Origin of the sequence: Alistipes montrealensis (assembly GCF_018362775.1) — a bacterium.
GTDB lineage: Bacteria > Bacteroidota > Bacteroidia > Bacteroidales > Rikenellaceae > Alistipes > Alistipes montrealensis.
The window spans coordinates 386,534-411,405 of the sequence record NZ_JAGYXY010000003.1 but is presented as its reverse complement, the minus strand read 5'-3'; the positions used below and the strand labels follow the sequence as shown (position 1 = coordinate 411,405).

The following is a 24,872-nucleotide window of genomic DNA, read 5'->3' as shown; positions in this document are numbered from 1 at the left end:
ATGAACAATATATTCGTATATATCGAGATGGAGGGCGGCAAGGTCGCCGACGTGAGTCTCGAACTGCTTACCAAAGGCCGCGAACTGGCCACGACGCTCGGGGTTAAACTCGACGCCGTCGTGCTGGGCCACAACCTCGCAGGCATCGAAAAGGAGTTGGCCAAATACGGGGCCGACACCGTCTGGACGGCCGATGACGAACTCTTCGCCCCGTTCCGCACTCTGCCCCATACGGCTGTTCTGTGCGGGCTGATCGAGCAGGAGAAACCCCAGATCGCCTTGTTCGGCGCTACGCCCGTGGGCCGCGACTTCGCTCCGCGCGTATCGTCGGCGCTGCACAGCGGCCTTACGGCCGACTGTACGCAGCTCGAAATCGGCGACCATAAGGATGCCAAGACGGGCCAGGAGTATAAGAATCTCCTCTACCAGATTCGTCCCGCTTTCGGCGGCAACATCATCGCTACGATCGTCAATCCCGACCACCGTCCGCAGATGGCTACCGTCCGCGAGGGTGTGATGCGCAAGGAGTATGCAGCCAAACCCGGCGCGGGTGAGGTGAAGGCGATCGACTGGAAGAAATTCGTCAAAGATACGGACCTCGCCGTGAAGATCATCGAGCGCCAGATCGAAGAGCGCAAGATCGACATCAAGGGTGCAGGCATCATCGTCGCCGGCGGTTACGGCATGGGTTCGAAGGAGAACTTCAAACTCGTGCACGAGTTGGCCGATGTCCTGGGCGGCGAAGTGGGCGCCAGCCGTGCCGCTGTCGACGCAGGCTTTACGGAGCATGCCCGCCAGGTAGGCCAGACGGGTGTCACGGTACGTCCGAAACTGTACATCGCCTGCGGCATCTCGGGGCAGATCCAGCACACGGCCGGCATGGACCAGTCGTCAATGGTCATTTCGATCAACAACGACCCCGAAGCCCCGATCAACAAGATCGCCGACTACGCCATCACGGGCGATGTCAATGAGATTATCCCCAAGATGATTAAGTACTACAAACAAAACTCGAAGTAATGGCTAATTTCTTTTCAGATAACAAGGATTTGCAGTTCCACCTCCAGCATCCGTTGATGCGCAAGATCGTGGAGCTGAAAGAGCGCGGTTTCGCGGAGAAGGACCTCTACGACTACGCACCGCAGGATTTCGACGATGCGATGGACAACTACCGCCGCGTGCTGGAGATCGCCGGTGAGGTCTGCGGCGAGGTGATCGCACCCAACGCCGAGGGCGTGGACCACGAAGGCCCGCGTGTGGTCAACGACCATGTGGAGTATGCTTCGGGTACGGTGGTGAACATGAAGGCGGTCGTCGATGCGGGCCTGAGCGGCATGACGCTTCCGCGTAAATACGACGGCCTGAACTTTCCGCTCATCTGCTTCGTGATGGCCAACGAGATGGTGGCCCGCGCCGATGCCAGCTTCGAGAACATCTGGGGCTTGCAGGACTGTGCCGAGACGCTCAACGAATTCGCCTCGGAGGAGATCAAGCAGAAATACCTGCCGTGGGTTTCGGCCGGTGCTACCTGCGCCATGGACCTTACGGAGCCGGATGCCGGTTCGGACCTCGGCGCCGTGATGCTGAAGGCTACCTGGTCGGAGGAGAAGCAGACGTGGCTGCTGAACGGCGTGAAGCGTTTCATCACCAACGGCGACGGCGAGGTTTCGCTCGTGCTGGCGCGTACCGAAGAGGGTACGACCGACGCCCGCGGCCTTTCGATGCTGGTCTATGACAAGCGTGACGGCGGCGTGAAGGTGCGCCGTATCGAGAATAAACTCGGCATCAAGGGATCGCCGACGTGCGAACTGGTCTTCACGAACGCCCCGGCGCAGTTGGTCGGCGACCGGAAGATGGGTCTTATCAAGTATGTGATGTCGCTGATGAACGCCGCCCGCCTGGGTATCGGCGCGCAGTCGGTCGGCACGTGCGAGGCCGCTTACCGCGAAGCGTTGAAATACGCCCACGAGCGCGCCCAGTTCGGCAAACCCATTATCCAGTTCGCTGCCGTTTCGGAGATGCTTTCGAACATGAAGGCCAAAGTACAGGGCGTGCGTGCGCTGTTGTACGAAACCGCCCGCTTCGTCGAGGTCTACAAGCAGTACGGCCACATCGCACAGGAGCGTTCGCTCGAATCGGAGGAGCGCCAGGAGATGAAGTTCTACAACCGCCTTGCCGACGGTTTCACCCCGCTTGTGAAACTGTTCTCGTCGGAGTACGCCAACCAACTGGCTTACGATGCGATCCAGATTCACGGCGGTTCGGGCTTCATGAAGGATTATCCCTGCGAGCGCCTCTACCGCGATGCGCGCATCATGAATATCTACGAGGGGACCTCGCAGTTGCAGGTCGTAGCGGCCATCAACGCCGTGACGAAAGGCACGTTCCTGGAGCAGATCGAGCGTTACGCCGCCGAGAGCTACACCGAGGCGATGTGTCCCGTGGTCACGAAGCTCAAGGAGCTGACCGTGAAGTTCTCGGAGATGCAGGCCCGCGTCGAGGCCGGGGACAAGGAGGTCTGCGGATTCAAGGATTTCCATGCCCGCCGTCTGGTCGAGACCGCCGGTCATATCATCATCACCTATCTGCTGGCCCGCCAGGCCTGCGAGGTGGAGGATTATGCCGCTTCGGCACGTATTTTCTGCAAACTCGCCGAAAGCAAGATTTCGGAGGCCTATACCTACGTGATGAACTCCACGACGGAGGATGTCGCGCTGTTCAAGGCCGTCGAGCAGGAGAATTGAGCCGGGTTCCGGCCCGTTTGAAGAGGGGAGGGTTCGTGATGAACTTTCCCCTTTTTGCCGCCTGTGCGTTACTGTCGGTTGACCGGATTGGTTTCATTGCGTGATTTTTGTTATATTCGTCGTTGTAAAACCAAAAACAGAAAATTATGATCCGAAAAATGCTGATGGTTGCAGTCGTCGTACTGATGGCTGTGCCCGCTCTTGCCCAGGGATCGCGCCGCAGCGAGGTTTCCGTCTCCTACGGTGTCGCTCCCGTCACCGACTGGATCGATTCGTACAGCAACATCCTGACCGGGGTTTTCTCGGGCTCGGATACCGACCTCAAAGGATGGGGCGCCGTTACGGTGGGGTACAGTTTCCGCCTGATCGGCAGCCTGCGCCTCGGAGCGCAGGTTGTCTATTCCTCGAACACGCAGGAGGTCAAACGTGTCGGTTCGGAGATCAAGAACCGTTACTGGTCGCTGCTGCCCAACGTGAAGTGGAACTGGCTGAATCTGAAAGTCGTCTCCTTCTATTCGCGGCTCGGTGCAGGCGCTGCGTTCTCCAAAGCCAAGGTTGACGGCCAGAGCGAAAAATCGACGCTCTTCGCCTTCCAGGTGTCTCCCGTCGGCGTCGAGGTCGGAGGCCGCATCGCGGCTTATGCCGAAGCCGGTATCGGTACGTCGGGTTGTCTGCTGGTCGGAGCCCGGTATCGTTTCTGACGCTTGCACGGACCCGAAAAAAAGGGACGCATTCCGCGATGGAATGCGTCCCTTTTCGTTTGCGGGTTGTCCCGCGGATTCTTATGCCTTCACGGCCTCTTTCCCGGCCATCACGCAGCGCGTCGTGCCGAAGATGTTGAGGTTGAGGTGTCCGGCGATGTAGGCCAGCGCTTTCTGGGCTTTTACCGAGTTCCCGGCTCCATCCAGCGGGGGAGCGAACGCCGCAACGCCCATCACGCCCGGCACGACGCCCATGATACCGCCGCCGACACCCGTTTTGGCGGGCAGTCCCGTCGTAAAGAGCCAGTCGCCCGTGTGCTCGTAGAATCCCACGGTCGCCATCATCGAAGCGATTTTGGGCGTGAGTTCCGGTTTGAATACAGACTTTTTCGTCACCGGATTCACGCCGCTGTTGGCGATCGTCGCGGCCATCGTGGCCAACTGCTTGGCCGTAATGCCGATCGAGCATTGGCGCGTGTAGATGTCCAGCGCCATGTCGGGATCGTCGTAGATGCGGTTGTAGTTCTTCAGCAGCCACGCGATCGACTTGTTGTTGAAATTGGTAGCCGTCTCCGATTTGTAGAGTTCGTCGATCACCTCCACGTCCGAACCCGCCAGGTCGGCGATGAACGAAATGATGGATTTCCATTTGCCGTCGCTGTCGCCCACGGGCTTGACCATCGAGCAGGCCGAAATGGCTCCGGCGTTTACGAGCGGCGTCGAGGGATGGTCATTTTCCAGCAGGATGGCCATGATCGAGTTGAAGGGGAGTCCCGTGGCGTCGGCGCCGATCTTGTCGAGAATCTCCTGTCCGCTGTACTGGTTCATGGCGAGGATTGCCGTGGGGACCTTCGATACCGATTCGATACCGAATTTGTAGTCCACGTCGCCTACGGCTACTACGTCGCCGTCGGGCAGGCAGGCTGCGACGCCGAAGAGGTTCGACGGTACGTTGGCCAGGTAGGGTATATAGTCGGCGTTTTTGCCGCCGGTTTCGCTTTTGCAGCGGTCGTAAGCCATCTGGATGGCCTCCTGAACCGCTTGTTTGTCGATTTTCTGGATCATGATTTACTTATTTCGTTGATTGGTTGTTATTGGCTGAAGACGGGTTCTGCGTCGGAGCGGTTGTTGCCGCTGCGGGAGCTGCGACCTTGGCCTGCGTTTCCCAATGGAAGGGGGCGAAGTCGGCGGCCGCCTGGGGGTCTTTCCACGACGGCTTGCGCATCGCGTAGATGACGAACGGGGCGCCTACGACTACCACGCAGCCGATGATCAGTACCGAGAACCAGACGGTGTTGCTGCCCGTTGCGATCTGGCTGGGCGGCACGAAGCTCAGGATGAAGGCCAGCAATGCGCCGCAGAAGCCGAGGCATCCGAGGAACCACATCAGGCCGTTGCCTTTGCCCAGGCGGAACGGACGTGCCGTGCCCTTCATCTTGTAGCGCAGCACGATGGCTGCTGAGAACATCAGCATGTACATGATCAGGTACAGCAGTACGGTCAACTGCGAGAGAATCTGGTAGAACGACTGTACCGAAGGCATCACGACGAACAGCAGTGCCAGCAGCGTTACGACACAGCCTTGGATCAGCAGGATGTTTTTCTGCACGCCGTTTTTGTTGGTTTTCTGGAAGAACGGGGGCAGGTAACCGGCCTTACCCACAGCAAAGATACCCTTCGAGGGACCTGCCACCCAGGTGAGCACGCCTGCCAGCACGCCGAACATCAGGGCGATGGCGATGATCGGTCCGGCCCACGAAATGTGGAGGTAGTGGAAGTAGTTGTCGAAGCCCACGAGCAGCGACTGCGTGAGGCTGATGTCCTTGGCGGGAATGATGAATCCCAGCGAGAACGTACCCAGCACGAAGATGCAGACCGTTACGAGCGAACCGATGATGATGGCCTTTGGGTAGTTTCGCGATGGGTTTTTCACGTCCATGACGTGTATACCCATCATCTCCATGCCCGCATAGAAGAGGAAGATACTGCTGGCCAGTACGAGGTTGTCGAATTTGGACAGGTCGGGGAAAAAGCCCTGCGACATATCCATATGGTTGTGCCCGCCGGTCGAAATGTAGATGATGCCGAGGATGATCAGCAGGCCCGCGGGAATGATCGTACCGATCATACCGCCCCATTTACTGATCTTTCCGACCCATCCCAGTCCTTTCAGTGCGATGAACGTGGCGATCCAGTAGATGGCCAGCACCATGCAGAGCGTGAAGACCTTGTTCGAGGCCAGCGCTGCGTCGTGCGTATCGTTCATGCCGATGAATGCGATCGACACGGCTCCGAAGGTCAGCACCGTCGGATACCAGATCGTCGACTCGATCCATTGCAGCCAGATTGCGAGGAATCCCGTGCGTGCGCCGTAGGCTTCGCCCACCCAGCGGAAAACGCCGCCCTGTTTGTCGGAGAACATTGCTGCCAGCTCGGCGGCGACCATGGCCGTCGGGATGAGGAACACGATGGCTGCAAACAGGTAATAGAATGCCGACGAAAGTCCGTATACCGCCTCCGCAGGCAGTCCGCGCAAACTCACTACGGCAGTCACGTTCATAATTGCGAGTGTCATGACACTCAATTTGAACCCGGTACTTGTGGTAGTTTTCTTTACATCCATAATGAATTAATTTGGTTTTTTGACGCTTTGGGATGTTACAACTACCGTGCAAATCGGGTTTGAACCTTTATTTCGGGGGTCGAGACACTTGATTCTTGCCGGAAAAAAACTATATTTGCCAAAGAAAGAATGGCGAAGACCACAGTCGGCTTTTCCCGACGCGGAGTGTTTCTGCGCCTAAATACGATACTTATGCAACGCATCCTGATCCTCCTGCTGGCGGCCCTGTGTGTCGCCTCGTGCGGCCGCCGCCGGAACGCCTCCCCGCAGCAGACCGAGACCACCGCGTCCCGCCCGCGGGTCTTCCTTCCGGCCATCGCCCCCTCGGGCCTCTCCCCGGAAGAGCAGCGCGACTACCTCCGCTGGCACTACTGGGACCGCTTCGATTTCGCCGATACGCTTTTCGTCTCCCTTGCCGACACCGTGCAGATGGTCGAAGCCTACGCCCGCTATATCGCGTTGATTTCCGACCGGCCGGCTGATTCGGCTCCGATGGATTCGCTGATGCACCGGGCCTCGTCGTCGAAGCAGATGCTCGACTATTTCGCGATGCTTGCCGATCAGGTGCTGCACGACCCCAACTCGCCGCTGCGCAACGACGAATTCTACATCCCCGTGCTTCGGGCGCAGCTTGCCAGCCCTTTTTACGATGAATACGAGCGCATTGCCCCGCAGTACGACCTGAACATGGCCATGCAGAACCGTCTCGGGCAGCCCGCCAACGATTTCCGCTATACGCTCGCTTCGGGGGCTTCGGGGACGCTTTACGGCGTGAAAGCCGAATATGTATTGCTGTTCATCAATAATCCCGGCTGCCCGATGTGCCGCGAAATCCGCGAAGCCATCACTTCGTCGCCGATGCTTTCGATGATGATCGAACGGGGACAGCTCAAGGTGCTGGCGCTCTATCCCGACGAGGACCTCCGGGAGTGGCGCGACTACCGCGACCATATCCCGGCGTCGTGGATCAATGCCTATGACAAGGGATGTGTCATGCGCGAAAAGAGCCTCTACGACCTGGGGGCTATTCCGGCGATGTACCTGCTGGACCGCGACAAACGCGTGCTGGTGAAGGATTCGACCGATGTATCCTACATCGAGGAGGTGATCGACCGCCACGCCTGACCCGTCTGGGAGACGGGCTTTAGGGGCGGCGGGCGGTTTATACGCTCCCTGTCCGGTTCTGCACCGGGATATAAGCGTTTCTTATCGGGCCATCAGAAAAGACAATCGGAAATCTATACGGGCTTCGTCCTGAATTGCTATCTTTGCACTACAAACAGAATACATCACACACTAAACATTTGAAAGATTATGGCAAAGAAATGGCGTTGTACCGTATGCGGTTACATTCACGAAGGTCCCGAGGCTCCCGATCAGTGCCCGATGTGCAAAGTCGGCAAAGAGAAGTTCGTAGAACTCATTGAGGCCGAGGGCGACCTGGATTTCGTAACGGTACACAAGATCGGCGACGGCAAGGGCGCCAGCAAAGAACTCTGGGAAGGTCTCCAGAATCATTTCATGGGCGAATGCACCGAGGTGGGCATGTATCTGGCGATGAGCCGTCAGGCCGACCGCGAGGGGTATCCCGAGATCGCCGAGGCCTACAAGCGTTACGCGTGGGAAGAGGCCGAGCACGCCTCGAAGTTCGCCGAGCTGATCGGCGAGGTGGTTTGGGACACCAAAACCAACCTCGAAAAGCGTATGAACGCCGAGTGCGGCGCCTGCGAGGACAAAATGCGCCTGGCCCGTATGGCCAAGGAGGAGAACCTCGACGCCGTGCACGATACCGTACACGAGATGGCCAAGGACGAAGCTCGCCACGGCAAGGGCTTCGAAGGGCTCTACAAACGCTACTTTAAGTAGTTTTCGATTTTACAGGGCTTTTTTGCCCTGACATGTCCGGCCCGAACGGGAATACGTTTGTATTTTTCGTCCGGGCCGGATTACGTTAGGCCGAAACACGAACCGCTGAAATCGGAAACGCGGTTCGGTGCAAGTTCGAGAGGCCCGTTCTGCGAAGGCCCGTGCGGAGATGGCGGCGCAACCCTTCGCGGAAGGCCTGAAAAATGCCGGTGCATTTTCTTGCATCGGCATTTTTCATTTTTTCTGTAACTCCTCGCGGAGCTTTAGAAAGAGAGAAACCTTTCCGGCGACCCATTCGTAACCTGTTTGTGCTGCACGTGCCACCTCGTAAACCGTTTCGGCCTGCCGGCGGATTTGTTCCACGGCATCGCGTATCGCCGACAGGTATATGACGATTGCGAGGACGGCGAAAAAACCGCCTACGATCAGCGCCGAGGCGATGAACGAGCCTGTTACGGCCGAAAGCCAGATGACCAGTGCCGTGAGCAGCAGCAGGATGGCTATGGCCGCAGTCGTTACGAAGAACAGCAGTGCGGTCACAAAACGGCCGCCGGAAGGTTTATTCTCCATCGTTACACTGTGTAGTGCGGGTCATTTCTCGTCGCATTTGCAGCGGGCTTCCTCGATCTGCTCCTCCACCCGGCTGAGTTTGCCTTTCACCTTGTCGATCTCGTCGTCGATCGAGTCTTTGATTTTCTGGCGCAGTTCAGGGCCCGACTGGGGCGTGAAAAGCATTGTGAGGGCCGAACCGATGATCATGCCGCCCACGAGCGATACGATGGCAATTCCTGTGTTTTTCATAGTTGCTGAAAGTTTAAATTCAGCATTTGAACTTGCAAAGTCCGGGCCAAAGCCTTACCTTTGAACGTATGATTGCCGATCCCCGCATATCCGTCGCCTTCACCGGCCACCGCACCTATTGCGGCGAGGCTTCCGATGCCCTGCGGCGGATGTTGGAGGCGTTGTACGACCGGGGATTCCGCACTTTCCTGAGTGGTATGGCCGTGGGTTTCGACCTCGCAGCCGCCGAAGCCGTGCTGGAACTCGGTCGTCAGCGCGACGGTGTGCGGCTCGTCGCCGCAGTTCCTTTCCACGGGCAGGAAAACCGCTTCTCCCCGGCCGACCGCGAACGTTTCCGGAGCGTGCTGGCCGCTGCGGCCGAAACCGTGGTGCTCTCCCCGGTTTACCACCGGGGCTGCTATGCCGTCCGTAACAATTACCTCACCGACAATGCCCGGGTGCTTGTAGCCTGGTACAACGGCTCGTCCGGCGGTACGCACTACACCGTTCGCCGTGCCTTGCGCCGTGGCCTGGAGGTTGTCAACCTCCGTCCGGAGGCTCCCTGCCTGCCTGTTCCCGCTCCGACGCTGTTCTGAAAAAAAGACGGGCCGAAGCCCGTCTTTCGTGTTATTCGGCAGCCGCTGCCGTTTGCGGTTGTTGTACTTCGAACAAATCGAGTCTTCCGAGCAGTTTCTCGATCCGTAGGCGGGTCGCGGTTTTGCCGTATGCCGATTCGTCGTAGAAGAACAGGACGCTGATAAGCGTTCGTCCGTTCATCAAATCGTAAGCCGTATAGATTTGGGCCGGATATTCCTCGCTGCGCCCTTCGCTGCAAAGCATTTCGCGTCCGCCGACGGTGATAAGCCGTGTCGGTGCGATGATCTCCTTGTCGTAATAGGCCGAATCCCGTTTTGCGCAGTAGTCCCGGATGTCGGCGATAGAGGTGATTTCGGCAGGAATGAAGCCGGGAACCCCTTCGATCATGAATCCGATTTCATCGTTCCATGTGCTCATTCGGTAGCTTGCGTAGGAGGTCGGGGTTTCGGGGTTCACCGTTTTTTCGATCGGGGTATAGCCTGCCGGAACCGTATAACGTATGCCGGCGTCTACACAGACGTATGTCTGCTCGGTATCCAGATAGGCAACCTCTTCGCCGCCCGTCAAACGCGTCGAGAAGGTATACAGCCATCCCAGCGCTACGACCGTACAGACAGCGGCCCCCAGCATGCGCCAAAATGCGGTGTATTCTCCGTTCCGGTATTTGATCTTCAACCACGTGAAAAGTCCCCGGCAGGCCTGGATGAAACCCCAGATGATGGCGCCCGTGGCGATGAAATAACGCCCTCCGCCCTGTGAGGCGAGGAAATAGGTGAGGAAGCTCACGGCAAGGCCGCCTCCGCACCACAGCAGGCCGGCGGTCATGTTTTTTCGGGCTTCGGAGAGTTCTGCCGCCTGCCGGTCGGCGGCGTTGGATTCGGGGGCCGGGGACTCCGGCTCCCGGGGTGTTTCGGGCATCGGCTCGAACACGGGTTCCTGGGTTTGCTTCATGATGGGTTCAGATGCTTGAGTGATTTATAAATATAGAAAAATTCCCGGGAAGCAGCAAGCCTTCCGGGAATTTTATCGGATCATTGACGGATTATTTCCAGTTCAGGATCTTGTGGAAGTCATACTCCTCGGGATTGGGCACGTATGCCTTTGCCGCTTCGTAGTCGGCCGGGGTGATGGCGTTGAGAATCGTCTCCACCACCGAGGTGAACTTGTCCGACTTGATGTCCACCAGACGGGGCGGAATCTTGCCCGTCGTGGGGTCCTGCAGGTCCTTGAGGTAGAGCGGCGACACGTTGCCCTCCGAATCCACGTAAACCATGCAGCCCGTTTTGCCTTCGGCGAAGAGCTTGTGGACGCCGATACCCAGCTCCGAGCAGTAGGTGAGGTCGTAGGCGATCGGGGTCTGGCAGCGAATCTCGTAGCCCAGTTCCACCGGACGGCTCTTGACCTTGAGGCCCAGTTCCTTGAGCTTCATCTCGATCATCTCGTTGAAGATGTGCGCCTTCGACACCTTGCCCAACTCGGGATGCCCGTGGTCGTCGTAGGTGAAGTGGATGCCGCTCTTGCGGATCTCCTCGTCCGACAGTGCGTGGAACACGCCTTCGGAAATGACGGCGGCGCCGTAGTCCATGCCCATGATCTTACGCTTGATGATCGACGAAATCACGAGGTTGACGATCTTCTCGACGGTGATCTCCGTCTTGTCGAACATCTCCGGAATGACGATCATCGGGTAGTGGCATGCCTCGCCGATGCCGAATGCCAGGTGGCCTGCCGAGCGGCCCATGGCAGCCAGCACGAACCAGTTGCCGCTCGTGCGTGCGTCGACGTAGACCGCGCGGGCGATAACGGCGCCCTTGTCCTTGGCCGATTCGTAACCGAACGTCGGCGCGCCCTTCGGAAGCGGCAGGTCGTTGTCGATGGTCTTCGGAACGTGGATGTTGGCGATGGGGTATTGTTTGGCCTCCAGGAACTTGGCGATGCGGTTCGCGGTCGAAGCCGTGTCGTCGCCGCCGACGGTAACGAGCAGTTTCACGTTGTTGTCGGTGAAGAACTTGAGGTTGAAGTTGTTTTCGAAATCCGTATCCTTGGGTTTGAAACGGCTCATCTGCAGGAACGAACCGCCCTGGTTGAAGATGCCGTCGGCCATCGGGTAGTCGATGTCTACGGTGCGGGGCGAGGGGTTGAACAGGCCCGTGTAGCCTTCGTGAAGGCCGATGACGCGATAGCCCTGGCGCAGGAACGTTTTGGCGACGCTGCCCACTACTGTATTCATGCCGGGGGCCGGTCCGCCGCCGGTCAGAATTGCGATTGCTTCTTTCATGATTTGAATTTTTATGTTTTGAGAACCTTTTTTTCGGTTTCGGACGCCCAAAAGTACGATTTATTTTTCAAACGGGCAAGAAAAAAGGAGGCCTCCTCGTCGAGGTAGCCTCCTTTTTGATCTCTGTAATATAGTTTGCGTATTTACTCAACTACATTTACGTTAATAGCCTGCTCGCCTTTGGCTCCGGTGCCAACTTCGAACTCGACTGCCTGACCTTCGTTGAGTGACTTGAAACCGTCCTTAGCGATGCCCGAGAAGTGTACGAAAATCTCTTTTCCGTTCTCCGCTGTAATGAATCCGTAGCCTTTCTTGCCATCGAACCATTTTACCTTACCTGTCATAAAAATAGAGAATTAAAGTGTTAATGTGTTCGGCAAAGTAAAGTAAAAATCACTGGCTTTCAAAACTTTTTGGCATGTTTTTTTGTCTTTAACGGAAAATTCTTATATTTGCCGGAGATAAACTTCGGCTCGGGCAGGCTGCGTTCCGGCATCGTCGGATCGATTCGGCGCCGTCTTGCCTGGCGAATGTAAAACCGCATCGCGTATATGAACAGGAAAATCAAACTTGCACTGGCAGCCCTTTTGGGATTCTCTACGGCCTGTACATCGGTGAAAAACGCCCCTAAAGAGGAGACCCGCCAACCCAAGGACGCCGACACGACGGCTGTGAAGGGGACCTCCGATTTTCCCCGCCGTGTGGTTGTGATGTATGGTGTGCCTGCGCCCAGGCAGGACAGCGCCCGGGTGGAACGGCTCAAACGCCTGGAGCGCCCCGATACGTTGCCTCCCGTGGCCGAACGTCCCCGGGAAGAGGACCCTTCCTCCGGCAAGAAATAAGTCATGCCGTCCCGCCGGCTGGGGCTTCGCAAGCGACTTGCCCTCAATATTTTTTCCGATCTTTATGCTTCGAAGGTGCGTGAGCACCGTCTCGATACGCTCTTTTGGGAGTGTACGCTGCGCTGCAACCTTTCGTGCCGCCATTGCGGCAGCGACTGCCGCGTGGACCCCGGCGTTGCGGACATGCCGCTGGCCGACTTCCTGAAGGTGCTCGACGAGGAGGTTACGCCTCACGTCGATCCCGCCGATGTGCTGATTATCTTCTCGGGCGGCGAAGTGCTGGTTCGCGGGGACCTCGAAGAGGCCGGCGCCGAGGTCACGCGCCGCGGCTATCCTTGGGGCATGGTGACCAACGGCCTGGCCCTGACCCCGGAGCGGTTCGGGCGTCTGCTGGATGCAGGCCTGAAATCCGTATCGGTAAGCCTCGACGGTTTCGAACGCGAACATAACTACATCCGCTGCAATCCCCGCAGTTACGACCGGGCGCTGGATGCCGTGCGGCTCGTCGTCCGCGAACCGTCGCTCTCCTGCGACGTGGTGACCTGTGTGACCGGGGCGATGATCCCGCAACTGGAGGCTTTCCGTGATATGCTTATTTCGGAGGGAGTGCGCCACTGGCGGCTTTTCTCGATCTTCCCGATGGGGCGGGCCCGGAACGATCTTTCGCTGCGAATGACCGACGCCCAGTTCCGGGAACTGCTGGAGTTTATCCGCCGAACCCGTCAGGAGGGCCTCATCGACGCCAGCTATGCCTGCGAGGGTTTCCTGGGCGGTTATGAGGCCGAGGTCCGCGACCAGTTCTACCAATGCGCCGCAGGCGTCTCGGTGGCCTCGATCCGCGTCGACGGAGCCATTTCGGGCTGTACCTCGATCCGTGCCAACTACCACCAGGGCAATATCTACCGGGATAAATTCTGGGACGTGTGGCAGCATCGTTTCGAACCCTTCCGCGACCGAGAATGGGCCCGCAAGGGTGAATGCGCCGATTGCGGCATGTTCCGCTACTGCCAGGGCGGCGGCATGCACCTGCGCGGCGACGACGGCGAATTGCTCTACTGCCATTACCACCGGCTCTGACCGCTCAGAGGTGGTTCAGGTAGCCCCGGCGTATCAGGTCTTCGTCGTTTTCGCACGGATAGGCCTGCCCGTCGGCCATCACGTACATCCGGTCGGCAATCCCGGTTACGTGGCGGTACATGTGGTCGGTGAGCAAAATCCCTTTCGTCGCCTTTTCCTGCCGAATGAGTGTTTGGAGCGTTGCAACGTGCAGGGGTGCAATCTGCGAGAACGGCTCGTCGAGCAGGACGAACCGGGCCGGGCTGCGCAGGATGATGAAACATTCCAGAATCCGCTGTTCCCCGCCCGATAACTCCCTGATGCGGGTTCCGCGCAGGGGAATAAACTCCGGAAACCACCGTTCCAGTTCTTCCCTTTGCAGTCCGAAATCGCCGAGCACGCGTTCCAGCCGCAGCCATCCGGGAATGAACGGATGTTGCGGAAGGTAGCGAACCTCCTTTTCGGTAAACCGCCTGTGCCATTTTCCGTCGATGCGCATCGAGCAAAATCCCGCTTTCAGTGCCCCCGAAAGAATCTTCATCAGGCAGCTTTTTCCGCATCCGTTGCGCCCGAGCACAGCCGTCACGCCGCCTGTTTCGACGAGCAGGTAAACTCCCGAAAGAATCTTCCGTTCGCCGAATGCCAACTCTACGGAGTCGATTTCGAGGATATGTTTTTCAGTGGGCGGCATACAGCAGGGCGACGGAACATTTCAACAACAGGTAACACAGCAGGAAATCCACCGCACAGCTTACGCCCAACAGGATACGGCGGCGGATGCCCAGGTTGAGGTAGTAATGGAATTCGTTCGAATAGCGCGGCACGATCCACACATAGAGGTAAAGCGGATAGATCAGGATTTTTCCCAGCAGCAGCGCCGGAACGATCTGTGCCCCGTGTCGCTTGGCGACCCATGCCAACGCTATGCTCACCGCCGCGCAGAAGAAGAACATCGTCGAGCGGTAGAAGCGGAGTATGAGTGTCGGTTTGCGGGTCATTGTCCAAATATACGGAAAAAATCCGTTTGCCGTGTGTAAATGTTCGTGAGATTGCCGGTATATACAGGCTCGGCTATGTATAAAAACAAAAAACCTTTGCCTGAGCAAAGGTTTTTCTTTTGTCGGGGAGACTGGATTCGAACCAGCGACCTCCAACTCCCGAAGCTGGCGCGCTAACCGGACTGCGCTACACCCCGAACAAGTACCCTTATCGTTTTAAGAGCGCACAAAGATAAGCCGAAAATCCGAAAAGTCAAAATAAAATCCGGAAAAATTAACCCTTTGCGGGCAATTCGGCTGTGCCGCCGGAAAACTTTTCTTTGATTGCTGTCGTTTTTCAACCAGTCTTGCAATGTATTGCGGCTTTCCGTGTGTCTGTAAAAAAAATCCTTAGCCGATTGGCTAAGGATTTTTCGATTTTCGTCGGGGTAGCGGGATTCGAACCCACGACCCCCTGCTCCCAAAGCAGGTGCGCTAACCGGACTGCGCTACACCCCGTCGTTCCCGGCCTCGAGGCCTGCGAATGATCCTTTCGGGATCATCCCCGGACTTTTTCGGTCGGGGGAACCTTGCGATTCCGGGGTGCAAAGATAACCGCTTTTTTCCGTTCCGGCAAACTTTTGCCGGGAAAAGCGCGGCTAATGGATTGGAGACGTTTCCGGCGCTGTTTTGAAGGCGACTCCGGTCCCCGGTTCCGGGACCGGAGCATTCGCCCGAAAATTGTTATGACGATACCGCCGGGGCATCGCCTGCGGGAGCCTCCGCCGAAGCGTTGCCCGCTGTCGCTTCCGTTGATACGCTCGTCGCCGGAACGGGTGCGGCCGGAGTCGTTGCCGGCAAACTGTCCGCCGGAATTGCGGGCGGATTCGCCGTCGTGCCGGCTCCGGATTCTGCGGTAGTCCCGGCGGCATCGGGTTCCGCGGGTTGTTCTTCTCCGATCTCGATGGTTTCGCCGTCGACGCCCAGGGCGATCGTGTAGCGGTCGCGGCCCGTGTAGGCCGCCAGCGCGAGCGAATCCAGCGGTTGCAGGCGGAACGACGGCGGCTGAACTCCATGCGTCGTGAACATATACTCCGCCAACGCTTTGTCGCGTGCGGCCATCATCCGCCGGAGCAGTCCGAGGGCCTGTTCGCGGTAGAGCGCGAGGGCTTTGGTATCCGGCGACATGCCTTGCGGCGAACGTCCCTGCACCGAGAGCAGCGAATCGGCAAAGGCCGCGACTGCCGGGGTGCGGATGTCGATCTGCTGGAGTTTTTCGTATTCGAGCATCGAGAGCTGCGGGCGCTGTCCGGTCGAGTCTGCCGCCGCGAGGCTGTTGTGGTAGGCCAGCCGCAGGGCGTTGGCAGCCTGTGCGGGCAGGGCCCGGGTGAGGTTGATGCGCTGGGTCAGTGCGATCTGGATTTCGGGCTTGTCCTTGAGCATCTGGGCAATCTGGTCGAACGAGGCGTATTGCTCCGAGGTGAAGGCATATTGCGCCGGATCGACGGGGATGTATTCGAGATTGTCGCGGCTGCCCGAAAGGAACGAGAAGGGCGCCGTTACGACTTTGAGCAGCACATTGCCGATGGCTTTGAGCACGATTTTGCGGTAGGAGAACTCCGGCGAATCGAGGTTTCCGCCCACCGGAAGGTCCATTTTGACGTGGCCTTTCTTGTCTTTGAGCACGTAAAGCCCCAATTTGAGCGGAATGTTCATTTCGGGTTTCAGGTCCTTGCGTTTCTTGTCCACGCGCGGTTCGAACACGTCGAGGTGGTTCGTGCCGTCGAGGTAACGGTTGCGGATGACGTTCTGGCTGCGGAACGTGAGGTTGCCGCGTGTTAGCGGATAGGCCGTGAAATGCTCGCAATAGGGCGAGAAGTCGCGCAGGTCGAGGTTCGAAAGCCAGAGTGTGATGTTCTGGTTGTTCAGGTTGTCGAGCGTCCCTTCCCAGCGGAGTTTCGCCTGTCCGGTGCGCTGCATCCGTGCCTCGATCTGGAGGTTGTTGCGTGCCGAGGGATCGAAGTTGCGGCTTCGCATGCGGATATCGGTCATGGCGTATTCGAACGGACGGTTCATCGTCAGGTCGCGCAGCGTCACCCGTCCCCCGGCGATTTCGAGGTCGGCGATCTGGAGCGTAGGGCCTCCTTCGGATGCTGCGGCCTCCGGGACCGGTTCGGCCGATGCGGCAGGGGTTTCGGGCGAAGGCTTCATCAGCGCCGAGAGGTTGTCGCCCTGGGGCGTGAGTTCCGCCAGGAGCGAAAATCCCCCGACGTAGAGACGGTCGAAGCGGAAGCGCATCTTTCCGAGGTCGCCTTCGGCCAACTGCATGCCCAGCGTGTCGACCCCGGCCACGGGGCGTTGCTGCATGTCCGTCAGCGAAAATCCCGCCAGCGAAGCTGTTCCTTCGGTGCGCAGCGAAAGCAGGTGCTCCGTGTCGCCGCGGAGGCGGATGTCGGCCGAGAGGCGTCCCGCGACGCTTCCGATGTCGAGCGACTGGCGGAAGTAGGGCAGCATTCCCGTAAGGGTCAGGTCTTTGAGTTTCAGCCCGATGTCGAATTCCGACGAAGCGATGTCGTAGGCTACGCTCGTCGCCAGCGAACCGCCTTCCGCAAAGTTGAGCACGGCCCCTACGTCGGTCTTTTCGCCGCCGAAGTAGACGCCCGGAATTTGCAGGTCGATGTCGTTGAGCCCCCATATGGCGTCGAGTTCGAGGTCTTTGTAGAAAATGCGCCCCTTGCGGATGCGGATGTCGTAAAGCCCGATTTCCCACGGTTTCGACGGCTCTTCGGCCGCGGCGACGGTGTCCGCCGACGCGAAACGCCGGAGAATATCGTCGAAGCTGAATGCGCTGCCCTGCTGGTAGACTTTTATGTCGGGGGCCGTGAAGTGGAGGTGCTTCACCATGACGCGGTTCGAGAGCAGCGGCAGGATGCGCATGCGCATGTCGAAACTGTCGAGCGCGAAGAAGACCGTCGAATCGTTCGTGCCGCCGATCCGCAGGCCTTCGACACGCAGGCGGCCCGTGAAAATGTTGATCCGCAGGCGCTCCATGCGTATCGAGCGGCCCAGCAGTTCGCGGTCGTGCTTTTCGATGTAGTTTTTGGTCACGGGCGAAACCGCGACGGCGACGGCCAGCACCAGTACGATCAGTGCGGCGACTACGATCAGGGTGATTTTATAGGCTCTCTTCATAGCTGTTGAGGTTTTCTAGGATGTGTCCGAAATCCTCTCCGTAGGCGGGCATGTAGACCGAGAACCCGAGCGCCTGCGCGGCGTCGACGTTCTTCTGTCCGTCGTCGATGAAAAGGGTCTCTTCGGGAATCATGCCGCTCGCGGCGATCATCTTGCGGAAAATCGCCTCCGAGGGTTTCAGTTCGTGCAGTTCGTAGGAGAGGTAGACGGCATCGAAATAGTCGTCCATCGTCTTGCCGTCGGCCGTGAACATCCGGCGCACGTACTCCATTGACGCGGTGTTGTTGTTCGAGAGCACGTAGGTGCGGAATCCCCGCCGGCGCAGGTCGTCGATCTGGCGGAGTTTTGCGACGGGAATCTCCGTGAGGAACTCTCCGTAGGCCCGGGCGATCTCGTCGTCGGTGACCTCCGGCGTGCCCGACAGGGCGCGCATCTGGTTGCAGGCTTCGTGGAACGTGATGTCGCCGTGTTCCAGCCGTCCGATCATCTCGGCAGGGTAGTAGGGATTGATGATTTCGGCCACGGCGTCCATGCCGAGTTTGCGGAACGCCGCGATGCAGCGGTTGAGGTCGATGCCGACCAGCACGCCTCCGAGGTCGAAGACGACGTTTTTGATTTTATCCATAGATATTGTTGTTTTGCGTACGGAATAAGCGGTTTACGAATGCTGGTCGCAGGCCGTGGATTTGCAGAAACAGCCTTCCAAATGGTCGTTGATAAAACCCGCCGCCTGCAAATGGGCGTAGCAGATCGTCGATCCGAAGAACTTGAAGCCCCGTTTTTTCATGTCTTTGCTCATGGCGTCCGATTCGGGCGATGTGGCGGGAATCTGGCTCAGGGTCTTGAAATCGTTGACGATGGGTTTCCCGTCGGGGAAAAAGGACAGGGTGTATTTGTAAAAACTGCCGAACTCTTCCTGAATGGCCATGAACAGTTTTGCATTGTTGATCGTACTCTTGATTTTCAGCCTGTTTTTGACGATCCCGTCAAATTGCATCAGTCGCTCGATGTCTTCCGGGGTCATTTGCGCCACTTTCTTCACGTCGAAGCCGTGAAATGCTTTCCGGTATCCCTCCCTTTTTCGGAGGATCGTGATCCAGGACAACCCGGCCTGGGCGCTTTCGAGCACCAGAAATTCAAACAGGACATTGTCGTCGGTAACGAGTTTGCCCCACTCTTCGTCGTGGTATTTTATGTACAGTTCGTCTGTCCCGGCCCAGCCGCAGCGTGTGTTTATCAAATCTTTCATGTTTTTCGCTATTCGTTAGATATGCCTATTTCTGGAATTTCATCGTGAACTTCCTTACCGGCTGCAGCATCCACATCGGCAGCACCTTGCAGAGGGGAATCCATGCGCGGTTCCACCAGTCGGGAACGATGCAGCGGCGGCCCCGCCACAGGGCGCGCAGTCCCCTCCGGGCACACGAGTCGGGCGTGATGAGCACCCCGAGGCGTGTGCCGATGCGCTGCCAGCGGGGCGTCAGCCCGTAAAGATCGGTCGCCACGCCTGCCGGACAGACCGCCGTGACGCGGATGCCGTGTTCCGCCACCTCCTTTGCGAAGGCCACCGAGAACGACCGCAGGTAGGCCTTCGATGCGCTGTAAAGCGCCAGTCCCGGGAAGGGCATCCACAACGAGTAGGAGGACATGTTGAGGATGTGGCCCCGGCTGCCGCGCTTCGCCATGTCGGCTGCCGCGAGGCGGCACAACTGGGTGTTCGTCAGGTCGTGCAGCAGCACGATGCGTTCGATACGCTCGGCAGGGGTTTGCAGAATGTCGAGGAACGAGAACATCCCGGCGTTGTTGATCAGCACGTCTATCGCGGCGCCTTCGTGGCGTACGGCCTGCCAGAGTTCCGCGGCGGCTTCCGTGCGCGCCAGGTCGATTTCGATCGTCCGCACGTCGGGCCGGAACCCGGCGGCGGTTCCCGGAGCCGTGGGATCGCCGAGTATCTCGCCCTTCACCGTCTCCAGCGGTTCGCGGCGGTTGCCCGCCAGTACGAGGTTGTAGCCCAGCGCGGCCAGCCGCAGGGCGTAGCAGCGTCCGATGCCCGATCCGGCGCCCGTCACCAGCGCCCAGGTGCTTCCCGGTGTGATTGCTCCGCGTTTCATCAGGGCAGGCGTTTGAGTTCTTCGGCAATCTTCCGCGGCAGGCCGTCGCAATGCTTGCAGCACTTCATATCCACCGAATACATCCGCGCGATGCAGTAGTTGCGGTGGTCGCATGCGCTGCGCGTCAAGGCGTCGCCCGCGCGGAGTTTCTCGACGAAGGCCGGGTCGTTGACCAGTGCGCGGGCCATCTGCACCAGTTCGAATCCGGCGTCGAGCGCCCGGTCGATGCCCTCGCGGCTCACGAGGCCTCCGACGTAGATCAGCGGTCCCCGGAGCGCGGCCCGGAACTTCTTGGCGTCTTCGAGGAAGTAGCACTCCTCGAAGGGGAATTGTTTGATCATAAAGGGGCCGCACCAGCGGATGAAGTAGCGCAGCCACAGCGGCGAGTAGTAACTCATCGTGTAGATCGGAATCAGCCCCCGCATCACGGCCATCGGGGCTTTCGAGACGAATCCGCCCGAAAGAACGATGCCGTCCACGCCGAACGACTCGATGACCTTGGCGATTTCGAGGCTCTCGGGGATTTCGATGCCGCCGCGGAATCCGTCGTACATGTTGTGTTTCACCGTGACGGCCATGCCGCACGCGCGCGCGGCTTCGACGGCTTCGCCCAGGCACATGCGCATGAACCGCATGCGGTTTTCCAGCGACCCGCCGTACTCGTCGCGCCGGCGGTTGGTGTAGGGCGAGAGGAACTGCGAAATGAGGTAGCCGTGTCCGGCATGCACCTCCACCGAGTCGAATCCGGCGTCGTGGGCCGTACGGACCGCCGTGCCGAAATCTTTGGCGACCTGTTCGATCTCGCTGCGCCGCATGCCCCTGACCGGGGTGTAGGCGTAGAGGTTGAATCCCGTCGAGGCGCCGATCGGAATCTGCCCGGCGGTCGTCAGGTGGGTCATATTGCCGCAATGGCCGATCTGTATGGCCGCCGCAGCTCCTTCGCGGTGAATCGCGTCGGTGATATCGTGCAGCCCCGGGACGATCTCGGGGCGCAGCCACAACTGTTTGTTGAACGAAAGCCCGCTGCGGCACACCGCGGCGTAGGCCAGCGTCGTCATGCCGATGCCTCCGCGGGCTACTGCGACATGGTAATCTTTGAGTTCTTGTGTAGGGCCGAAATCCTTGCCCATCGACTCGAAGGCCGCCGAACGGATCGTGCGGTTGCGCAGCGTGAAAGGGCCTAATTTGTAAGGGGTAAAAAGGTCGGACATGGGTTAATAAATAAAAGGAATGATACGTTTGCGCCCGAGTCGCGAAAACTCCTCGCCGAACTCCTGCTCGTAGCGCCTGCGCAGCGATGCGGCGCGGGGCGCGAGGTTGGCGAAGGTCCACCAGGCGAACACGGCGCCCGCCCACGACCACGAGGCCACGGCGAAGCCCGTCCACTCCAGCAGTTCGCCGAAGTAGTTGGCCGACGAGACGTAGCGGAACATTCCGCCGCGGGGTATGTAGTGGCGCGTGTCGCCCGGACGGCGCAGGTTGCGGATGATGTGGTCCGAATGGAGGTTTACGGCCATTCCGGCCAGGAACAGCGCCCCGCCGATGTAGATGTAGGGTTGTGCGAACCAGTCGTCGTAATAGCCTGAGGGCGAGACGTAGAAAATCCAGCCGCCCTGCATCAGGGCGTTAAGCGTGTTGAATACCATGCCCATCAGCACGATTCCGAGGGGCATTTTGCCTTTGCCGCGGATCAGCAGCGGGAAGATGAAGGCCCGCTGGAGGTAGTGCGACTGGAAAAGGATGAACAGCGCCAGCGGCCCGGCCTGCCACATCCTCTCGGACGAAGCCCACAGCAGGCACATCAGCACGAAAACCGGGGATTCCATCAGCATCCAGCCCAGGCGGTTGGGCACGGGAGGCCCGTAGCGGCGGTCGAAAAGGTAGCCGTAGCCCGCTTCGAAGAAGTGCAGTGCGGCATAAACCACGGCGGCGAGCAGGGCCATGACGATCAGGAACAGGTCGAAATTCTCTTTCATAGTCGATGGGGATAAAACGGACGAAAGATAGGTATTTTTTCCGGTCCGGACAAGTTCCGGTGTACAGGTATATTGTCCTGTTTGGCAGCAGCGTTCGCCACCTGCCCGTGGGATGGGTTTCGGAGGTGGAAAGCGGTTGTTGCCCGGTTCCGGTTCCGCGGGCTGGAAAAAAACCGCTTCGGCGGCGGATATTTTGGCGGGACACAAAAAAGACGGCTCCGCTTCGGGGTGAAGCGGGAGCCGTCCGGTGTTCTGCCGCCCGGAGAGGGCGCGTGTCGCGGGGAAGGTCCCTGAATGTTCGGTCAGCCGTTACCGGCCGCGGGAAAACGTCCTTCGGGGCAGCAGAGCTGTCGTTTGCCGCCGAAAGGGGCGGCGGGTCTATCAGTGCGTGTAAACCTTACCCTTCTGGTGCTCCTTGTTCTCGTACTTGATACGCGAAGGAGTGGGGTACTGGAGTTTCTCGAACTCGGCTACGGCGTTCTTGATGTCGCCCAGCAGCATGTCGGCCATGTCGCGCGACATACCCTGGCGAACCACGATACGCATGACGATCAGATCGTCGATGTTCTTGGGCATGGTGTACGCCGGAACCATCCAGCCGCTCTGCTGCAGGGCGGCCTGCAGGTCGAACAGCGTCCACTTGGCTTTCTTGTCGTACTCGGGATCCATCATCCAGATGAACAGCGGGTTGACGACCTCCTTGGCGTAGTTCTTGAAGCACGGCATCTTGCCGATCTCTTGGTGGCAGTACTTGGCGATGTCCATCGAGTTCTGCTGCACCTCCTTGTAACCTTCGAATCCCAGGCGGATGAAGTTGTAGTACTGGCCGAGGATCTGCGCCGCGGGACGCGAGAAGTTCAGGCCCACCTGCGTGATGTTGGCGCCCAGGTAGTTGACCGAGAACGACATTTCATCGGGCAGGTACTTCTTGTCCTTCCATACGACCCATCCCAGACCGGGGTACACCAGGCCGTATTTGTGGCCCGACGTGGAGATCGACAGCACCCATTTGAGGCGGAAGTCCCATTTCTTTTCGGGACGCAGGAACGGCAGGATGAAACCGCCGGAAGCCGCGTCGACGTGGATCGGAATTTCGTAGCCGGTCTTCTGGTTGTAGGCGTCGAGCGCCTTGTCCAGCCCTTCGATGTCGTCGTCGAGGCCCGTCCACGTCACACCGGCGATCGGCACGATACAGATGGTGTTCTCGTCGCAGACCTTCAGCGCCGCGTCGATATCGAGCGTCGGTTTGTCGAGCGTCAGGGGCACGGTGCGCATCTCGATCTGCCACAACTGGCAGAACTTCTCCCATACGACCTGGAATCCGGTGCTCATCACCAGGTTCGGTTTGTCGAAGGGTTTGCCTGCGGCCTTGCGGCGGTTGCGCCAGCGCAGCCATGCGGCCACGCCGCCCAGCATACAGGCTTCGGACGATCCGATGCCCAGTGCGCCGGTCTTCCACTCGGCCTTTTCGGGCGTGTTCCACATGTTGGCAACGATGTTCAGGCAACGTCCGCACATCACCGCAACGCGCGGATACTCCGTCTCGTCGATGTAATTGATATTGATGGCCTCGTTCATCAGACGCGTGGCATAATCGTCCATGTAGGTAGTCACGAACGTAGCCAGGTTCAGCCGCGGCTGGGTCTGGGGATAGGTCTCGTCCTTGACTAACTGATAGGCGATTTCGGGCGCGGTTTTGTTTTTGGGAATGAACTCCGTCGGGGCGGGCGAGCGCATCTCCTTCGAGCCGAAAATGTCGGTCAGGGTGTCTTCGGTGGTGTGTTTTTGTTGATCCATAGTGTAAAAAAATTTAATTTGGTTTACATCGTCCGAATCTTGCATGAACTATGCCATAAATTTGTTATCTTTACCCGGCGAAACTACATCTTACTATGAAAAAACTCGTTGTCTTCTCCGGCGCTGGCGTCAGCGCCGACAGCGGTTTGGCGACGTTCCGTGACTCTGACGGAACATGGGGAAATTACAGGATCGAAGAGGTTTGTATCCCCGAAGCGCTCGGTTTTAACCGCCGGGGCGTGATCCGTTTCTACAACGACCGGCGCGCCGAAATGCGCAAAGCCATGCCCAATGCGGCCCACCTGGCCATTGCCGACCTGGAACGCGATTTCGACGTACAGGTCATCACCCAAAATGTCGACAATCTCCACGAAAGGGCAGGTTCGACGCATATCCTCCACCTGCACGGAGAACTGACCAAACTGCGTTCGACGGCCGATCCGTCGCTTATTGTGCCGTTCGACGGTGTCGAACAGCGGCTCAACGACCGTGCGCCCGACGGATCGCTGCTGCGCCCGCACATCGTCTTTTTCGGCGAACCTGTTCCCGAATTCGACCGGGCCGCCGCTCTGGCTGCCGAAGCCGACATCCTGGTCGTCGTGGGCACGTCGCTGGCGGTCTATCCGGCGGCCTCGCTGGTGCGCTGCGTGCGTCCCGACATTCCGGTTTACGTGGTCGATCCCGGCCGCCCGGCGATCAAGGGGGTGCGTAATCCGCTCGAAGTGATCCGCAAACGCGCCGCCGAGGGCGTTCCCGAACTGGCCGACCGCCTGCGTGCCCGGTACGCTGTCACTGCCGAAAGCCTCCACGCCCAAGAGGCCTGACCGCACGTTCCGGTTTCGGTGTTCGCTCCCGGCTCTGCCCCGCCCGCGTTCGTTATACCGTTACACCGTGTGAAACGCTTGTTTGTATCGTCTTTGTTCCGAGGCATTTTTGCTGCCGGGGCATCTTTTCGCACCCGTTCGGGCGGATGGTTTTCGGGCTGTCCTTTTGATATTCGGAATTTTTCATTAAATTTGTCTGCATAACCTTAAAACCTCCGCCTATCGTTTAGAAAACACATCGTCCGCATGTCCGTCCGCGACGGACTCTACATATAAGAAGCGTCAGCTTTTATTCCTGCTGTGTGAAACTTAGGAACTTTCAGATGGTAGTCGGGGATAGGGCAGATCGCTCGCGCATCACGCGTGGGCTTTACTGTTTTATTTGACTACCAGGGTATCCTAAGACCTCACACTCAAATAAAGGGTTTAGTCCCACGTTTTTTATATGCCTGCATCGCAGGAGCGCATTCCCTTTTTTTCGTTCGGGTGGCCGCAGGGACTCGGCAAC

25 protein-coding genes and 2 tRNA genes are annotated in these 24,872 nt (G+C 58.7%); 9 read left to right on the top strand and 18 right to left on the bottom strand.

Annotated features, from left to right (window positions below; translation table 11 throughout):
• From KG007_RS07895 to KG007_RS07885, 3 genes are all read left to right on the top strand, one after another.
• Positions 1–1,020, top strand: coding sequence for an electron transfer flavoprotein subunit alpha/FixB family protein (locus KG007_RS07895; RefSeq protein WP_195460795.1), 1,020 nt, complete (start codon positions 1–3; stop codon positions 1,018–1,020).
• Positions 1,020–2,744, top strand: a complete 1,725-nt coding sequence (locus tag KG007_RS07890) for an acyl-CoA dehydrogenase family protein (protein ID WP_195460794.1) — start codon at positions 1,020–1,022, stop codon at positions 2,742–2,744. The genes KG007_RS07895 and KG007_RS07890 overlap by 1 nt, the downstream gene beginning before the upstream one ends.
• A 146-nt stretch (positions 2,745–2,890) precedes the next feature.
• Entirely contained in the window at positions 2,891–3,445 is a 555-nt protein-coding gene (locus KG007_RS07885; protein ID WP_195460793.1) for an outer membrane beta-barrel protein, read from the top strand.
• A gap of 81 nt (positions 3,446–3,526) precedes the next feature.
• Here KG007_RS07885 and glsA read toward each other — a convergent pair whose 3' ends face one another.
• Together glsA and gadC are read right to left on the bottom strand one after the other, a co-directional pair.
• Positions 3,527–4,510, bottom strand: a complete 984-nt coding sequence (glsA, locus tag KG007_RS07880) for a glutaminase A (RefSeq protein ID WP_195460792.1) — start codon at positions 4,508–4,510, stop codon at positions 3,527–3,529.
• A 7-nt stretch (positions 4,511–4,517) separates the two neighbouring features.
• Positions 4,518–6,068 (bottom strand): putative glutamine/gamma-aminobutyrate antiporter GadC, encoded by a 1,551-nt coding sequence (gene gadC / locus KG007_RS07875; RefSeq protein ID WP_353885380.1) that lies wholly within the window; start codon positions 6,066–6,068, stop codon positions 4,518–4,520.
• Between the two features lie 192 nt (positions 6,069–6,260).
• On the opposite strand from gadC, the gene KG007_RS07870 reads away from it, so the two are divergent.
• Positions 6,261–7,193 carry a DUF5106 domain-containing protein gene (locus tag KG007_RS07870; protein ID WP_195460790.1) on the top strand — a complete coding sequence of 311 codons (933 nt, stop codon included), beginning with the start codon at positions 6,261–6,263 and terminating at the stop codon, positions 7,191–7,193.
• Positions 7,194–7,382: 189 nt separating this feature from the next.
• Positions 7,383–7,934 carry an NADH peroxidase gene (locus tag KG007_RS07865; RefSeq protein WP_195460789.1) on the top strand — a complete coding sequence of 184 codons (552 nt, stop codon included), beginning with the start codon at positions 7,383–7,385 and terminating at the stop codon, positions 7,932–7,934.
• Between the two features lie 234 nt (positions 7,935–8,168).
• Here KG007_RS07865 and KG007_RS07860 read toward each other — a convergent pair whose 3' ends face one another.
• Entirely contained in the window at positions 8,169–8,504 is a 336-nt protein-coding gene (locus KG007_RS07860; RefSeq protein ID WP_195460788.1) for a hypothetical protein, read from the bottom strand.
• A 21-nt stretch (positions 8,505–8,525) separates the two neighbouring features.
• A complete protein-coding gene (locus KG007_RS07855; RefSeq protein ID WP_195460787.1) occupies positions 8,526–8,735 on the bottom strand; it encodes a YtxH domain-containing protein in 210 nt (69 codons plus the stop codon).
• 68 nt (positions 8,736–8,803) lie between these two features.
• On the opposite strand from KG007_RS07855, the gene KG007_RS07850 reads away from it, so the two are divergent.
• Complete coding sequence (locus KG007_RS07850) at positions 8,804–9,310, top strand: SLOG family protein (RefSeq protein WP_213348015.1); 507 nt, start codon at positions 8,804–8,806, stop codon at positions 9,308–9,310.
• 31 nt (positions 9,311–9,341) lie between these two features.
• Here KG007_RS07850 and KG007_RS07845 read toward each other — a convergent pair whose 3' ends face one another.
• The 3 genes from KG007_RS07845 to KG007_RS07835 form a co-directional block, all read right to left on the bottom strand.
• On the bottom strand, positions 9,342–10,262 hold the full coding sequence (locus KG007_RS07845) for a hypothetical protein (protein WP_213348013.1): 921 nt from the start codon (positions 10,260–10,262) through the stop codon (positions 9,342–9,344).
• 91 nt (positions 10,263–10,353) lie between these two features.
• Entirely contained in the window at positions 10,354–11,589 is a 1,236-nt protein-coding gene (locus tag KG007_RS07840) for a 6-phosphofructokinase (RefSeq protein ID WP_195460784.1), read from the bottom strand.
• A gap of 143 nt (positions 11,590–11,732) precedes the next feature.
• A complete protein-coding gene (locus tag KG007_RS07835; protein WP_195460783.1) occupies positions 11,733–11,933 on the bottom strand; it encodes a cold-shock protein in 201 nt (66 codons plus the stop codon).
• A gap of 207 nt (positions 11,934–12,140) precedes the next feature.
• Here KG007_RS07835 and KG007_RS07830 point away from each other — a divergent pair, with 207 nt between their 5' ends.
• Positions 12,141–12,431, top strand: coding sequence for a hypothetical protein (locus tag KG007_RS07830; protein ID WP_213348011.1), 291 nt, complete (start codon positions 12,141–12,143; stop codon positions 12,429–12,431).
• A gap of 3 nt (positions 12,432–12,434) precedes the next feature.
• Complete coding sequence (locus tag KG007_RS07825; RefSeq protein ID WP_213348009.1) at positions 12,435–13,508, top strand: TIGR04133 family radical SAM/SPASM protein; 1,074 nt, start codon at positions 12,435–12,437, stop codon at positions 13,506–13,508.
• 4 nt (positions 13,509–13,512) lie between these two features.
• Here KG007_RS07825 and KG007_RS07820 read toward each other — a convergent pair whose 3' ends face one another.
• The 11 genes from KG007_RS07820 to KG007_RS07770 all read right to left on the bottom strand — a co-directional run bounded on the left by KG007_RS07820 (position 13,513) and on the right by KG007_RS07770 (position 23,540).
• Positions 13,513–14,178: an ATP-binding cassette domain-containing protein gene (locus tag KG007_RS07820; RefSeq protein WP_195460777.1), complete on the bottom strand. Its 666-nt coding sequence runs from the start codon at positions 14,176–14,178 to the stop codon at positions 13,513–13,515.
• Positions 14,165–14,485, bottom strand: a complete 321-nt coding sequence (locus KG007_RS07815; RefSeq protein ID WP_213348007.1) for a hypothetical protein — start codon at positions 14,483–14,485, stop codon at positions 14,165–14,167. Before KG007_RS07815 ends, KG007_RS07820 begins: the two co-directional genes overlap by 14 nt.
• 122 nt (positions 14,486–14,607) lie before the next feature.
• Positions 14,608–14,682, bottom strand: a tRNA-Pro gene (locus tag KG007_RS07810).
• Positions 14,683–14,908: 226 nt separating this feature from the next.
• Positions 14,909–14,983: transfer RNA gene (locus KG007_RS07805), tRNA-Pro, on the bottom strand.
• A 225-nt stretch (positions 14,984–15,208) separates the two neighbouring features.
• Positions 15,209–17,656: a DUF748 domain-containing protein gene (locus KG007_RS07800; RefSeq protein ID WP_213348005.1), complete on the bottom strand. Its 2,448-nt coding sequence runs from the start codon at positions 17,654–17,656 to the stop codon at positions 15,209–15,211.
• Entirely contained in the window at positions 17,640–18,281 is a 642-nt protein-coding gene (locus KG007_RS07795) for an HAD family hydrolase (RefSeq protein ID WP_213348003.1), read from the bottom strand. Before KG007_RS07795 ends, KG007_RS07800 begins: the two co-directional genes overlap by 17 nt.
• Positions 18,282–18,314: 33 nt before the next feature.
• Entirely contained in the window at positions 18,315–18,905 is a 591-nt protein-coding gene (locus KG007_RS07790) for a DNA-3-methyladenine glycosylase I (protein ID WP_213348001.1), read from the bottom strand.
• Between the two features lie 25 nt (positions 18,906–18,930).
• Positions 18,931–19,767, bottom strand: coding sequence for an SDR family NAD(P)-dependent oxidoreductase (locus tag KG007_RS07785; protein ID WP_213347999.1), 837 nt, complete (start codon positions 19,765–19,767; stop codon positions 18,931–18,933).
• Entirely contained in the window at positions 19,767–20,978 is a 1,212-nt protein-coding gene (locus tag KG007_RS07780) for an NADH:flavin oxidoreductase (RefSeq protein WP_213347997.1), read from the bottom strand. Before KG007_RS07780 ends, KG007_RS07785 begins: the two co-directional genes overlap by 1 nt.
• Positions 20,979–20,981: 3 nt before the next feature.
• Complete coding sequence (locus KG007_RS07775; protein ID WP_195460763.1) at positions 20,982–21,743, bottom strand: DUF1295 domain-containing protein; 762 nt, start codon at positions 21,741–21,743, stop codon at positions 20,982–20,984.
• A gap of 381 nt (positions 21,744–22,124) precedes the next feature.
• Positions 22,125–23,540 carry a glutamate decarboxylase gene (locus tag KG007_RS07770; protein ID WP_195460762.1) on the bottom strand — a complete coding sequence of 472 codons (1,416 nt, stop codon included), beginning with the start codon at positions 23,538–23,540 and terminating at the stop codon, positions 22,125–22,127.
• A gap of 95 nt (positions 23,541–23,635) precedes the next feature.
• Between KG007_RS07770 and KG007_RS07765 the strand changes: the two genes are divergently transcribed.
• Positions 23,636–24,364: an SIR2 family NAD-dependent protein deacylase gene (locus KG007_RS07765; RefSeq protein WP_195460759.1), complete on the top strand. Its 729-nt coding sequence runs from the start codon at positions 23,636–23,638 to the stop codon at positions 24,362–24,364.
• Positions 24,365–24,872: the final 508 nt, after the last annotated feature.

What these genes read in the sequence shown, in the direction of transcription:
- KG007_RS07895 (WP_195460795.1), top strand. Translation starts at nt 1, where the DNA reads ATGAACAATATATTCGTATATATCGAGATGGAGGGCGGCAAGGTCGCC.
- KG007_RS07890 (WP_195460794.1), top strand. Translation starts at nt 1,020, where the DNA reads ATGGCTAATTTCTTTTCAGATAACAAGGATTTGCAGTTCCACCTCCAG.
- KG007_RS07885 (WP_195460793.1), top strand. Translation starts at nt 2,891, where the DNA reads ATGATCCGAAAAATGCTGATGGTTGCAGTCGTCGTACTGATGGCTGTG.
- glsA (WP_195460792.1), bottom strand. Translation starts at nt 4,510, where the DNA reads ATGATCCAGAAAATCGACAAACAAGCGGTTCAGGAGGCCATCCAGATG.
- gadC (WP_353885380.1), bottom strand. Translation starts at nt 6,068, where the DNA reads ATGGATGTAAAGAAAACTACCACAAGTACCGGGTTCAAATTGAGTGTC.
- KG007_RS07870 (WP_195460790.1), top strand. Translation starts at nt 6,261, where the DNA reads ATGCAACGCATCCTGATCCTCCTGCTGGCGGCCCTGTGTGTCGCCTCG.
- KG007_RS07865 (WP_195460789.1), top strand. Translation starts at nt 7,383, where the DNA reads ATGGCAAAGAAATGGCGTTGTACCGTATGCGGTTACATTCACGAAGGT.
- KG007_RS07860 (WP_195460788.1), bottom strand. Translation starts at nt 8,504, where the DNA reads ATGGAGAATAAACCTTCCGGCGGCCGTTTTGTGACCGCACTGCTGTTC.
- KG007_RS07855 (WP_195460787.1), bottom strand. Translation starts at nt 8,735, where the DNA reads ATGAAAAACACAGGAATTGCCATCGTATCGCTCGTGGGCGGCATGATC.
- KG007_RS07850 (WP_213348015.1), top strand. Translation starts at nt 8,804, where the DNA reads ATGATTGCCGATCCCCGCATATCCGTCGCCTTCACCGGCCACCGCACC.
- KG007_RS07845 (WP_213348013.1), bottom strand. Translation starts at nt 10,262, where the DNA reads ATGAAGCAAACCCAGGAACCCGTGTTCGAGCCGATGCCCGAAACACCC.
- KG007_RS07840 (WP_195460784.1), bottom strand. Translation starts at nt 11,589, where the DNA reads ATGAAAGAAGCAATCGCAATTCTGACCGGCGGCGGACCGGCCCCCGGC.
- KG007_RS07835 (WP_195460783.1), bottom strand. Translation starts at nt 11,933, where the DNA reads ATGACAGGTAAGGTAAAATGGTTCGATGGCAAGAAAGGCTACGGATTC.
- KG007_RS07830 (WP_213348011.1), top strand. Translation starts at nt 12,141, where the DNA reads ATGAACAGGAAAATCAAACTTGCACTGGCAGCCCTTTTGGGATTCTCT.
- KG007_RS07825 (WP_213348009.1), top strand. Translation starts at nt 12,435, where the DNA reads ATGCCGTCCCGCCGGCTGGGGCTTCGCAAGCGACTTGCCCTCAATATT.
- KG007_RS07820 (WP_195460777.1), bottom strand. Translation starts at nt 14,178, where the DNA reads ATGCCGCCCACTGAAAAACATATCCTCGAAATCGACTCCGTAGAGTTG.
- KG007_RS07815 (WP_213348007.1), bottom strand. Translation starts at nt 14,485, where the DNA reads ATGACCCGCAAACCGACACTCATACTCCGCTTCTACCGCTCGACGATG.
- KG007_RS07800 (WP_213348005.1), bottom strand. Translation starts at nt 17,656, where the DNA reads ATGAAGAGAGCCTATAAAATCACCCTGATCGTAGTCGCCGCACTGATC.
- KG007_RS07795 (WP_213348003.1), bottom strand. Translation starts at nt 18,281, where the DNA reads ATGGATAAAATCAAAAACGTCGTCTTCGACCTCGGAGGCGTGCTGGTC.
- KG007_RS07790 (WP_213348001.1), bottom strand. Translation starts at nt 18,905, where the DNA reads ATGAAAGATTTGATAAACACACGCTGCGGCTGGGCCGGGACAGACGAA.
- KG007_RS07785 (WP_213347999.1), bottom strand. Translation starts at nt 19,767, where the DNA reads ATGAAACGCGGAGCAATCACACCGGGAAGCACCTGGGCGCTGGTGACG.
- KG007_RS07780 (WP_213347997.1), bottom strand. Translation starts at nt 20,978, where the DNA reads ATGTCCGACCTTTTTACCCCTTACAAATTAGGCCCTTTCACGCTGCGC.
- KG007_RS07775 (WP_195460763.1), bottom strand. Translation starts at nt 21,743, where the DNA reads ATGAAAGAGAATTTCGACCTGTTCCTGATCGTCATGGCCCTGCTCGCC.
- KG007_RS07770 (WP_195460762.1), bottom strand. Translation starts at nt 23,540, where the DNA reads ATGGATCAACAAAAACACACCACCGAAGACACCCTGACCGACATTTTC.
- KG007_RS07765 (WP_195460759.1), top strand. Translation starts at nt 23,636, where the DNA reads ATGAAAAAACTCGTTGTCTTCTCCGGCGCTGGCGTCAGCGCCGACAGC.